The following is a 12499-nucleotide window of genomic DNA, read 5'->3' as shown; positions in this document are numbered from 1 at the left end:
GCAATTGAAGGCGGCATTGGCATCAATGCACAACTGTCTCACAATTTCTCCCTTCATGGTGATGTAAGCTATCAACAAAAGCTTCAGAAAACTGGTATAAGTGGTGCAAGCTTTTCAGGTGGAATACGCTATCAGTTTTAAGGAAAGACTGTAAAAATAGCCTATCATTCTATTCAATATTAACAAAAAGGCAGCTCAATGTGCTGCCTTTTTTTGTATATTAAAGCCGTCTTTCTCTTTTCAAGGATCTCTCTTCTATTCATGTGAAAAATGCAGCGCAGAACATTCTTCTACGAAACTTATTCAATCAGATACAATAAACATAACAAGAGTCCTCCACAAATTCATGCGACACATTCAAGAAGAATGCTACGCTTTGTAAAAACACATCAAGCAGTATTCTTTATCTTAAACAGAAAACGCGTTTTAAATCCAAAATGAGGAAACTTTTTTCATTTTTGCTTATTGCTCCCAACAGCGCTTGCCCTCCCCTTTTTCCTTAATGCGGAAAAAATTGTAACCGATATTATGCGCCTTCAACAAAAATCTACATAAGCTAAAATTCACTTAAAATATTGTTGCTGAATATTCATTTTATATTTAGAATAAATATTTAATTACTAAATAATAAGCTAAAAAAAGAATTATTATTTAATAATACATTTTAATTGAATATAAATTATATTATCATATACTTTAATTTGACAGGTAATAATAAACAAAATAGGCTGAATCGGTTATTTTATTGAAAACCATCTATTTTCACTTCTTCTTATAAAGTCGGCGGGAAAATGAATGTTGGGGCTTTAAAAGGAGTGGATTGATGCCTAAAAAATTTTTTCTATCCTGCACAGCAATTGTGGCAGTTGTACTGTCTGGTATCCATCTTAATGCACAAGCTAAAAATCTTGAAATTTCAGAAAGTAAAAAAGAAGTTTCCAACGAAACCTATGAAATTATTCACGCAAAAAAAGGTAGCCAAATTATCGGCAAGCATTTGACGATAATCGGAAACAAAAAAACAAACACCAATATAAGTACAAATACGCACGCTATAACAGCTGAAGGTTCTAACACTACGATTGAATTACTGGATGGTACAACCATTAAAGGAACTGGTTCTAGCATTTTCTTCGGTCTTGTAGCAAAAGATGGTGCTACACTAAAAATGACTGGGGGAACGATTACAGTTTCCAACACTGGCGCTAAATTCTTGAACAGTAAGAATGCTGAAAACAAGCTAAAAGATATAATAATATCAAGTGGCAAAGGCAAAGCACCACTAAATTTTGCAATAGTTGCAGACAAAGACAGTGAAATCACTTTAGAAAATCTAAAAGTGAGTAAGGCAATGAATAGCGTCGTCGCAAATAATCAGTCTAAGGTCACAATCTCTGGAGGATCATTTGATGCAAAAGGCGCATCAATACATGCTCTAAGCAACGGCACGATTACTTTAACTAACAATGCTCAAATTACATCATCTGATAACGTTGGTCTCTACGCAGAAGGCTCAAAAGCCAAGATAACAATGACGGGGGGAAATATAACAGGAAAAGATGCCGCATTATCTGCAACCAAAGGTGGGCATATTCAAGTCACAGACGTGTCCTTAAAAATAATAAATAGCCCAACTTTCACTGTCAATGCTTACAATTCTGATACCATAATTGAGTTGCTCGGAAATACAACCATTAGCGGTGATGGAGGTGGACTTTTTGCAAAAGATAATGCTATGATCAAAATGACTGGAGGATCCATTAACGCTTCCTATATTGGTGCTAGCTTCAATAATAGTAAGAACGCTGGAAACAAGCTAAAAGATATAATAATATCAAGTGGCAAGGGCAAAGCACCACTATCCGGTGGTGTATTTGCATACAATGGCAGTCAAGTCACTTTAGAAAATGTAAAAGTGACTAAGGCAATGAATAGCGTTACTGCAAATAATAAATCTGAAATCACGGTATTGGGAGGGTCATTTGATGCCACAAAGGCAGCAATATCTGCTTACAATGGCAGTCGCGTAACTCTGACCAACAATGTTCAAGCTACATCATCTCATGGCACTGGACTTCATGCAACAGATTCAGAAACCACAATCGAAATGACGGGAGGAAGCGTAATCACAGAAAAAATGGCGTTGGTTGCAGAAAACGGTGGACATATCAAGGTCACGGATGTTGCGTTAACAGCGACGAATGATAAAATCGGAACAGTTGTCGCCGGCGGTCCGAACAGCATGATTGAATTGCATGGGAATACAACAATTAAGAATGCTGTAGTCGGTCTTCATGCACAAAACAGTGGAATGATAAAAATGATCGGAGGGACCATTACAGCTTCTGAAACCGGTGCTGGTTTCTACAATAGTAAGAGCGATGAAAACAAGCTAGAAAATGTGAAAATATCGAGCAGTAACGATAAAGAGCCTAAAATCACAGGAATAGGTGCCGACAAGGAAAGTAAAGTCACTTTAGAAAATGTAACAGTTACGCAGGCAAAAAGCGGCATAGCTGCGAATAATCATTCTAAAGTAACGGTTTCTGGAGGATCATTTGAGGGGAAAACCGTAGGAGTATACGCTGGAAACGGTAGTAACATTACTTTAACTAGTAGTAAAAAAGGCAATGTGCAAGTTACATCATCATCATCGAATAGCAAAGGACTCTATACAAATGGTTTACATTCCACCATCACAATGACGGGGGGAACAGTAACCGGAGAATTAGCATTAAATGCAGAAAACGGTGGGCATATTAAGGTCACAGATGTTTCTCTAACAACAACAAATGGCAATGGGGGAGGAGCAGGAGTTGATAGCGCTAATAGTATGATTGAATTATATGGAAATACAACGATTAAGAATGCTACTGTCGGGCTTTTGGCAAGTAATGATGGCGTAATTAAAATGATAGGGGGAACCATTACGGCTTCTGCAACTGGTGTTGGCTTCGTGAACAGTAAGAGCACCGAAAATAAACTAGAAAATGTAATAATATCAACCGGTAAAGATAAAAATTCAGGCAACGGAATACGTCTAGAGAAAGAAAGTAGACTCACTTTAAAAAATGTAAAAGTGACTCAAACAGGCAACAGCGTAATTGCAAATAATCGTTCTAACATAACAATCTCTGGAGGATCATTTGATTCAAGCTATGCAACAATATGTGCTCAAAACGGCAGCAGCATCACCTTAACGGACAATGCTCAAATTACGTCATATGATGAAGCAGGACTCTATGCACAAGACTCAAAATCCACGATTATAATGACAACAGGAAGCGTGACAGGAAAATATACAGCCTTAGAAGCAGATATAGGTGGCCATATTACGGTTACAAATGTTGCTTTAAAAGCAACTAATAATGGCAGTGGTGTAGCTGCTGGTGCAGCTTCCTCTGGCTCTAACAGTGTGATTGAATTGCTTGGAAATACAACGATCAGTGACGTTAAAATCGGAATTGATGCGCAAAACGATAGTACAATCAAAATGATCGGAGGAACAATTACTGCTTCCGAATCTGGCGTTCATTTGTTAAAAAATAAGAGCAATAACAAACTGAAAGATGTAACGATATTAAATAGTAAGGACAATACACTACTGATCAACGCAATAATTGCAAGAAGAAGTGCCATTACTTTAGAAAATGTAACCGTTCCGCAAGCAATCAATAGCATAATTTCAGATAATGGTTCTCAAATAACAGTTTCTGGAGGATCATTTAACGCAGAAGGTGCAGCAATATCTGCCATAAACGGCAGTACCATTACTTTAACTGACAATACTCAAATTACATCATCTGACGACGCTGGACTCTATGCAAAAGACTCAAAATCCGTCGTTACCGTAACGGGAGGAACAGTACAAGGTAAAACTACTGCATTATCTGCCCAAAATGGTGGACGTATTAAAGCCACGAATGTTACTCTAATAACAGCAGATAGCAACGGATCCGGTGCGGAAAGCCAAGATGTTAGCAGTCTAGTTGAATTATATGGCCATACAACGATTAAAAATGCTGAGATCGGACTTTCTTCAGAAAATGGCGGGATGATTAAAATGATCGGAGGAACAGTAATTGCCGAAAATAGTGCATTTGTTGTAAATAATAATGGACATATTGATGTGACAGATGTTTCTGCCACAGCAGAAGATAGAGGTATAGCATTTGAAAAATCCAAGAACAATAAAACATCAGAAATCAATTTAACCAATACAAAACTTCACATTAAAAATGGTACTGGAATTAATGCAAATGAATCAATTGGTAAAGCCAATCTCAAAAATTCAGAAATCCGTGCCAATGTTTTATTAGTAACCGAAGCTTCAACGAAAAAAAATGATTTCACTTTTACACTAAACGCCGATCACTCCATCTTAGACGGCAAAGTTAGCACCGAAAAAAAATTCAAAACAATCTTTGATTTGCAAAACAATACGAAATGGACATTGAAAACAAGCACAAATAAAAAAAGCCAGAACGAACAACTGCTTGATATTGCTCAAAGAGTACGTTCTGATATTTCTGTCCTTAACATCAATGACAGCTCTATTGTTTTTGAAGAGCCAACAGAAGATCATTATCACACGTTGCACATAGGATCTGGCAGACCAAATACTAAAAAAGTCTACAATGCTACAGGAAAAGCAGAAATTCATTTCAATGTCGAATGGAGTGATAGCGCTGCCGTAAACAAACAAAAAGCTGACCATCTTCTGATTCACGGTGATGTTTCAGGGACTACACTGATTTATATCACTGGACATTTAGAAAAGAACAATATTAAAGCAGACACTTCTGCTCTTACCAGTGTACGTGGTCTTTCACTCATTCAAGTTTCTGGAAAAGCAAATCAAAACTCTTTCAAACTTGCAAATGGCTATATCACAATAAGTGGTTCACCTTATAAATATATACTGAAAGCTTATGGACCAAAATCAAACCACAGTAAAACAAATACTGAACAAAACCTTTTAGGAGAAAATAAAAATTTTTGGGATTTTCGCTTGCAACCAGTACTGCTTGATAGCGACTCAAAAGTAAAAAACATCGTGCCATAAATACAAACTCTTTGATCATGCCCAGTGCTCTCTTGTATGCTGGATTAACCGATATGGCTAAGCAAAGTGCAACTGTTAGCCAATATGTGAATATCTGTCTTAGGGAAAGAATAAGACAAACGGAATGGCTTCTTCTTATACGCCTATGGAAAAACAGGAAGCTTATTTTTTGATAAGTAGTACTTCTAGTAGATATGGTTATAGCAGTGCTCATTTTCGTTATGCTGCTCTACAAGGAGCTGTTAACTTTGTCGCGCTAGAAAGAAAAAATATCTACAACACATTTTGGTCTTATAGAAACCTATGGACAACTCTCTTTGCACTCCAAAGAATATGCAAGACAGCAAGTAAGAGCATATTGAATAAATGGTCATTTCTCTCACCGCCTATGGCAGTAAACAGCGTGACAGTGGTTTCTATCTTGATACGCTGTTTATCCTATGGCTTCCTAAAGGGAAAGATCACCAATGCCCTCATTAATACAACCGCAAAATTGAAAAATGCAAAAATGTTGGCGATCTCCACAACTGTTGGCAAACAATTTGCAACGGGTATTCAAGGCGTAACATTCGAACCACAGGCACAGATTGCCTATCAACATTTGATGTTTGATACCATTAAAGATGCTGATAATCTGACCATTGACATGCAAAATCCTTCTCAATGGATGATCCTGTGTTGGTGGACGTTTGACAAAAACCATTGCCACTGAAAACAGCCGTCCTATGTCTTTCTATGGAAAAGTAAACTTAATCAAAACCTTTGGTGATGATCAGACATTCCATATTGATAAGTATTATAAACGTGATCCCTCTGGAAGTTCCGTTGAAGGTGGGCTTGGTATTAGTGCATAATTGTCCGCTAACCTCTCTCTTCATGGTGATGTCAGCTATCAACAAAAGCTTCAAAAAACTGGTATAAGTGGTGCAAGCTTTTCAGGAGGAATACTCTATCAGTTTTAAATTAAGACTGTAAAAAATAGCCTATTCAATTTAACACAAAGGCAGCATATTGCTGCCTTTTTGGTTTATTATAAGCTGTTTTTAAGCGCTGTTTTAAATAGAGAACAGCGAAATATTTGAAGACTGTCATTGACCATTAGATGTTTTTTACAAAAAATTCTTTTTATAAAGAATAAAACTGTAAAAAAGAGAACAACCAAAAGCAAAATGATATTGTAAAATAATGAGAAGCTTTTCTAGAAAATACAACATTACTATCTTTTGTTATTTCTCACAAATTTAATGCTTAAAATCCCAAAATAAAACTTTTGAACATAAAATGATAAGTAAAAAATAATGCAAAAAAATACATAATGCGCGTTATGAGTCATGCAGATGACTCATAACGTTGTACAACTAATAAAGTGAAAAATATGAGAGCTAAAACTTCTCTCAATAAATTATATCGATAAGATTTCACACTATAAAAAATACAAAAACTCTCTATTACAACAAAGATACTAAATACTTCTCGAAACCTAAAACAGAAAAATGTATTTTCTCTTTTGGAAAATCGATCATGCTCTTTGCTCTCTATGGACAATAGGCTCTATACTTGCTTCAAAAAACTCCTTTGTATAATCGTGTTGCGCATGTAGATTACGCAATTCATCATTGCTAAGCTCTTCAAGAATAATCCCTTTATGCATAATTCCAACACGTTCACAAATATGTGCAACAACAGCAAGATCATGGGATACCATCAAATAAGTAAGCTTTTTTCTCGCTCGCAACGATTTCAACAAGTTTAAAATTTCAGCCTGTACCGATACATCCAATGCAGATGTTGGCTCATCAAGCAACAAGACCTCTGGTTCAATAATTAAAGCACGTGCAAGAGCAATACGCTGACGCTGCCCTCCAGACAGCTCATGAGGATAACGATAAAGAAATGAAGAATCTAAACCAACGGAATCTAAAGCATCCTCCACCCGCTCCTTTTGGTTATCCATCCCATGGATTTTGAGAGATTCAGAAAGAACCGTATGGACCATTTTTCTTGGATGAAGTGATGCATAAGGATCTTGAAAAACCATTTGAATACAGCGTAAAAAATCCTTACTTCTTTTCTTTTCGACTTCTTGTCCAGCAAAAAGGAACTTTCCACTATAATCTGGAATAAGCCCCACCAATGTATTCAAAATTGTTGATTTTCCACATCCGGATTCACCAATCAAACCATAAGCTTCACCACGCTTAATATGAAAATTAACATTTTTAACAACTGTTACTGCCTTATGCCTATGACCAAAAGTTACAGATAAATTAGAAACATCAATAATATTCTCACAATTTGTCATGAGGAACCTCCTCAACACCATTAACAATCGTAGGATTATGTAACCAATCAGGATCACGCTCAGGAACAGCCAAAACATCAACAGGATTATCAAGCCGTGGCAAACTCGCGAGCAATGCCTTCGTATAAGGATGACAAGCGTGAGACAAATCAGAAGCAGGCAACTCTTCTAACACACGGCCTGCATACATCACCAAAATACGATCACAAAAATCAGCAATCATATTCAAATCATGACTAATGAAAATAAGTCCAGTTCCAGATTTTGTCACAAGTTCATCTAATACAGATAAAACTTGTCGTCTGACCGTAATATCAAGTGCAGATGTTGGCTCATCGGCAATAATTAAATCAGGTTTTGGAATGAGCATCATTGCAATCATCACACGCTGCCCCATCCCCCCTGATATTTCATGAGGAAATAGGCGCATCACATGTTCAGGATCACGAATATGAACAGATTCTAACATAGATATAGTCCGTTCCTGCGCTTCAACTTTTGAAACGCGGTAATGAATACGGTAAGCCTCCATAATCTGCTCACCAATCCGTATTAATGGATTAAGTGAATATTTTGGGTCCTGTAAAATCATTGAAATACGCTTCCCGCGGATTTTTCGCATCTGAGGTTCACTTGCGGTCAATAAATCAACATCCTCAAAGCGCATTTTTTTAGCTTTAACAATGGCTGCTCTTGGACTCAACCTTAGTATTGCGCGCCCAGTCATCGATTTTCCAGATCCGGATTCACCAACAATTCCAATTTTTTCTTTTCCAACAGAAAAACTAACGCCACGCACAACTTCTGAAATGCCGCGCGTTGTAGGAAAAGAAATACGTAAATCTTCTACTTCTAATAATTTATTACCCATTGCGTGGATCCAATACATCACGAAGACCATCACCTAAAAGGTTGAAAGCAAGACTTGCAAATAATATTGCACAGCCTGGTATTGCCGCCAACCACCAATTTGTCATCATAAATTCCCGCCCTGAAGAAAGCATCGCACCCCATTCAGGACTTGGAAGTTGAGCTCCCAACCCTAAAAAACCAAGACCAGCAGCCGTTAAAATAATTCCAGACATATCTAAAGTTAATCGTACAATCACTGAAGGAATACACATGGGCGCAACGTGAAACAAAATTATTCTCCAAGCAGAAGCCCCTTGCAAGCGAACGACAGAAACATAATCAGAAGAACGTATTGTCAAAGTCTCAGCACGTGCTAAACGTGCAATTGGAGGCCATGCTGCAATTGAAATTGCAATAGAAGCATTTTCAATCCCTGGTCCCAATGCGGCTGAAAATGCAAGAGCTAAAATCAAACCTGGAAAAGCAAGAAAAATATCGACAATGCGCATGAGCACAGTATCAACCCATCCGCCCATATAACCAGATACAGTTCCAACAATAAGCCCTATTGGACCTACAATAATGGTTGTAAGAAAAACAACATAAAGAGTAATACGGGAACCAAAAACAAGGCGACTAAAAATGTCACGTCCTAATTCATCTGTTCCAAAATAATGCGCCATAGAGGGTGGCTGCAACCGATGCCCTAGATCATTGCTAAGAAAATCATGCGTAGCAATCCAAGGAGCAAAAAATGCACATATGATAATAATACAAATAATAAGCAGACCGAATACAGCCGAAAAGTTATGAAAAAACTTAACCAGTGCGTGATAAATTCTTTGTATGTTCGCCTGAATTATGGAGCTTGGAACAGGGTCGTTTAACCAACCGCCCAAAAAAGATGATGATTGCGATTTATGATGATTACTTACTGTCATATTCAACGTGTCCTTGGATCAAAAATGCGATAAAGCAAATCAGAAAATAAATTAATGGCGACAAAGATAAATCCTACAAGTAAAGTACATCCTACAACTGCATTCATATCTCCGGCTAAAAGAGCATTTGTCAAGTAATGTCCAAAACCAGGCCAAGCAAAAACTGTCTCCGTTAAAACAGCCCCTTCTAATAAAAAAGCATAAGAAAGCGCAACAACGGTAATAACCTGAACAGCAGCATTCTTAAAGGCATGTCCCCATACCGTTCGCGCCCACGATAACCCCTTTACACGTGCAGTAATGATATATTCCTGATTAAGCTGCTCAATCATAAACCCACGAGTCATACGGCTAATATAAGCCATAGCACCGAAAGCTAAGATCAAAGCAGGCATAATAATGTGACTAAAAACATTACCAAAAGCCTCCCATTGTCCTTGGCTTGCAGTATCCCAAAGGAAAAATCCTGTTTTTGGTTCGAAAGAATATTCATAAAGAAAATCAATACGTCCTGGACCACCAACCCAGCCAAGCTTGGCGTAAAATATTAACAAAGCCATTAAACCGAGCCAAAACGTCGGAGTAGAATAACTTACAAGTGTAAAAACACGAACAACATAATCAATAAATGAATCGCGATACATTGCTGCAAAAACACCAAATGGAATTCCAAGACTTGTGCCAATAACAATAGCAACGGTTGCAAGCTCTAATGTTGCAGGAAATACACGCATAATATCAGCTAGAACAGGACGCCCAGAAGTTAAAGCATCTCCAAAGTCAAATAAAAATACATTATGAAGATACTTCCAATATTGAACAATCAACGGCTTATCAAGACCAAGCTTATAATACATTGCATCATAAGCTTCCTGACTGATATTATCACCAAGAATAGACAGAACTGGATCTAGAGGAAGAAGATGACCAAGAAAAAAAGTGATCGTCACCAACCCAAGCAATGTGATAAAAACTGAAATAAGAAGTTTCAATCCTTTGCATAAAAAATCCCATAAAAATAATCTTTTCTGCTTTTCTGATACAGCTCTTTCAGTCTCTGAAAGTGGCAAAACCATTATAAAAATCCCCTCTGTAGCGACAAAACATAAAGCAAATACCTTTTTTTATATAACGAAACAACCTCTTATTAAGCATGTTCTACAATCCTTCTCTATAACATGCTTCTTTTTATTTTTCTGCTTCATTGTAATAAAGTCTATAACTGTTCCAAATCCATTTTTTGACATCAGGTCCCATACCAACGGTATAATATGTCTGAAATAAATAAACCATAGGACCATGCTCTAGCACATAATGCTGTAAAGTACGATATTGCATGATACGCTTATTGGGGTCTTTCTCAAACAAAGCATCCATCACCATGTTATTAATATTTTCATCATAATACCCAGCGCGCCAAGCCAAATACATATTGTGCTTTTTTGTAAATGTTGGATCAGGATTAAACACGTGATTTAATGAGGCAGGATGTCCATCAGGATCGGCACTCCCCCACCCCATAATAGCAGTATCGTAATTTCCACCACGTACACGGCTCAACAATTGATTTTGTGCCATTTTTTCAATTGTCAGCTCAACACCAATTTTACGTGCATTGGCTTGAATAGACTGTGCAACAGACGACATATAACTAAGGCTTCCAACTAAAAGATTAGCTTTAAAACCGTTCGGATAACCAGCCTCAGTAATCAACTGTTTTGCTTTTTCCAAATCCAACTTAAAAGGCAGACCTTCTTTTTCATCCAAAGCACCAGGAACACCCAAGGACATATAAGTTGCCCGCGGAATAGCAATCCCCTTCAAAACAGTTTTTCCAAGACCTTCATAATCAACCAAATAACGAAGTGCCAATCTGACCTTTTCGTTTGCAAAAATTGCATTCTTATTATTTAATGATAGATAAATAATCTGGGGGCGCAAAACACGACTAATTTTGACGGGGCCTCCCTTTTTTTCAATATCTAAAATGTCCTCTGAAGAAAGATCACGTGCTATATCCACATCACCTTTTTCCAAAAGAAGTCTTTGACTTGATGAATCTGCTACGTGCTGCACAACAATCTTCTTAATTTTAGGCACATCGCCCCAATAATGCTGTGTAGCCTCTAATACAACTTTATCTCCTGGAGACCAGCTCACCAATTTATAAGGTCCAACACAAGCCGAATGTGTCGCTAAATATTTATTCCCCATATCACCGTTAATACTCTGCGCTTCAATTGTTTTCCGATCAAGCAAAGCAGAAGCATAAGACTGTCCAATAACAGTCAATATGAGCTGAATAGGATAGGGTTTATCTAATTTTAATTGCAAAGTCTTATCATCAAGAGCTTGAATATTTGTTTCAACATTGTTTTTATTAAATCCATAATCCATTAAAGATTGGGCATAGCTCAATCCTAATTTAATAATCCGCCGCATCGACCATACCAAATCTTGCGCCGTTGCTGTTCTTCCATCATTAAACTTTAAATCATCACGAAGATGAAAAACTATTCTTTTGCCATTATCTAAAACATCCCAAGATTTTGCCATAGCAGGGCGAATTTTTGTAGGATCATGCTCATCATATTGCACTAACGCGCTACAAATATTCGTCAATAACTCACTCGTCACAACTTCAACAGTTTGCGCTGGATCAAAACTACTCATTGAATCAATATTCCATGCCATCACCAATATATCTTTAGATGAAGCACTAAATGCTGATGCTATAGCCCCATTTAAAAAAGCTGTTATGCCTAATAAAACAGAAAATTTTTTCAACATTTTTTTCCCATTTTTTCCTATTATATTCTTATGCCTTTTCACACATAGCCGTTGTGATTTTGCTCTTTCATCTTTTAAACAGCATAGTATCAAACATCAACTTCATTTAATCAAACTAAGCATCTATAAAATAATTCTCTCATACATCAATCTATATTCGGGATGCAGAGAACTTGTAGCCACAAACAAAGATCTTCTCCAATATAACTTTTCTATATTCATCCCTCCTTAATAAACGACCTCCATCATATACAGCACAAACATCCATCACAGTTTCATCCTTTAAAAAACTGAAGAACTTTTACGTGAAAGAATATTTTCATCATGCAATTATGATCAAGCTATTTTTACCTTTGATAACACGAAAAGACACTTTTATTTTTCAATTTTACTATAAAAAATACGCGGTGCACTATTCCAAACCCATTTTTTGACATCCGGTGTCATCGCTATAACGCTATATTGCTGGTAAATAAACGCATAAGGTCCTTTTTGCATAAGTTCACGTTGTAAATCAGCATATATTTGCGCCCGTTTTTGCGGATCTTT

Annotated in this window: 9 protein-coding genes and 1 pseudogene; 4 read left to right on the top strand and 6 right to left on the bottom strand. The window is 37.0% G+C overall.

What is annotated here, in order from left to right; genetic code table 11:
* The 4 genes from ACFIJQ_RS08495 to ACFIJQ_RS08480 all read left to right on the top strand — a co-directional run.
* The coding region (locus tag ACFIJQ_RS08495) for an autotransporter outer membrane beta-barrel domain-containing protein (RefSeq protein ID WP_375629870.1) at positions 1-141 on the top strand (141 nt) is incomplete at its 5' end.
* Positions 142-859: 718 nt separating this feature from the next.
* On the top strand, positions 860-5065 hold the full coding sequence (locus tag ACFIJQ_RS08490; RefSeq protein ID WP_375629867.1) for a right-handed parallel beta-helix repeat-containing protein: 4206 nt from the start codon (positions 860-862) through the stop codon (positions 5063-5065).
* Positions 5066-5189: 124 nt separating this feature from the next.
* On the top strand, positions 5190-5777 hold the full coding sequence (locus ACFIJQ_RS08485; RefSeq protein ID WP_375629864.1) for an autotransporter outer membrane beta-barrel domain-containing protein: 588 nt from the start codon (positions 5190-5192) through the stop codon (positions 5775-5777).
* Entirely contained in the window at positions 5755-5919 is a 165-nt protein-coding gene (locus tag ACFIJQ_RS08480) for a hypothetical protein (RefSeq protein WP_375629861.1), read from the top strand. Before ACFIJQ_RS08485 ends, ACFIJQ_RS08480 begins: the two co-directional genes overlap by 23 nt.
* A gap of 665 nt (positions 5920-6584) precedes the next feature.
* Here ACFIJQ_RS08480 and ACFIJQ_RS08475 read toward each other — a convergent pair.
* The 6 genes and pseudogenes from ACFIJQ_RS08475 to ACFIJQ_RS08450 form a co-directional block, all read right to left on the bottom strand.
* Positions 6585-7367 (bottom strand): ABC transporter ATP-binding protein, encoded by a 783-nt coding sequence (locus tag ACFIJQ_RS08475; RefSeq protein ID WP_273788644.1) that lies wholly within the window; start codon positions 7365-7367, stop codon positions 6585-6587.
* Positions 7354-8238 carry an ABC transporter ATP-binding protein gene (locus ACFIJQ_RS08470; protein ID WP_015856300.1) on the bottom strand — a complete coding sequence of 295 codons (885 nt, stop codon included), beginning with the start codon at positions 8236-8238 and terminating at the stop codon, positions 7354-7356. Before ACFIJQ_RS08470 ends, ACFIJQ_RS08475 begins: the two co-directional genes overlap by 14 nt.
* Positions 8231-9160: an ABC transporter permease gene (locus ACFIJQ_RS08465; protein ID WP_015856299.1), complete on the bottom strand. Its 930-nt coding sequence runs from the start codon at positions 9158-9160 to the stop codon at positions 8231-8233. Before ACFIJQ_RS08465 ends, ACFIJQ_RS08470 begins: the two co-directional genes overlap by 8 nt.
* 2 nt (positions 9161-9162) lie before the next feature.
* Positions 9163-10236: an ABC transporter permease gene (locus tag ACFIJQ_RS08460; RefSeq protein WP_015856298.1), complete on the bottom strand. Its 1074-nt coding sequence runs from the start codon at positions 10234-10236 to the stop codon at positions 9163-9165.
* Between the two features lie 112 nt (positions 10237-10348).
* Positions 10349-11950, bottom strand: a complete 1602-nt coding sequence (locus ACFIJQ_RS08455) for an ABC transporter substrate-binding protein (protein ID WP_375629856.1) — start codon at positions 11948-11950, stop codon at positions 10349-10351.
* 375 nt (positions 11951-12325) lie between these two features.
* A pseudogene (locus tag ACFIJQ_RS08450) lies at positions 12326-12499 on the bottom strand (ABC transporter substrate-binding protein); the annotation flags it as partial.

The organism is Bartonella sp. TT67HLJMS, from assembly GCF_042193375.1.
In the GTDB taxonomy this organism is placed as follows: domain Bacteria; phylum Pseudomonadota; class Alphaproteobacteria; order Rhizobiales; family Rhizobiaceae; genus Bartonella; species Bartonella grahamii.
Note: the sequence above shows the minus strand (reverse complement) of the source record. Positions and strands in the feature narration are given on the sequence as shown.

What these genes read in the sequence shown, in the direction of transcription:
- ACFIJQ_RS08470 (WP_015856300.1), bottom strand. Translation starts at nt 8,238, where the DNA reads ATGGGTAATAAATTATTAGAAGTAGAAGATTTACGTATTTCTTTTCCT.
- ACFIJQ_RS08465 (WP_015856299.1), bottom strand. Translation starts at nt 9,160, where the DNA reads ATGACAGTAAGTAATCATCATAAATCGCAATCATCATCTTTTTTGGGC.
- ACFIJQ_RS08460 (WP_015856298.1), bottom strand. Translation starts at nt 10,236, where the DNA reads ATGGTTTTGCCACTTTCAGAGACTGAAAGAGCTGTATCAGAAAAGCAG.
- ACFIJQ_RS08485 (WP_375629864.1), top strand. Translation starts at nt 5,190, where the DNA reads ATGGCTTCTTCTTATACGCCTATGGAAAAACAGGAAGCTTATTTTTTG.
- ACFIJQ_RS08475 (WP_273788644.1), bottom strand. Translation starts at nt 7,367, where the DNA reads ATGACAAATTGTGAGAATATTATTGATGTTTCTAATTTATCTGTAACT.
- ACFIJQ_RS08455 (WP_375629856.1), bottom strand. Translation starts at nt 11,950, where the DNA reads ATGTTGAAAAAATTTTCTGTTTTATTAGGCATAACAGCTTTTTTAAAT.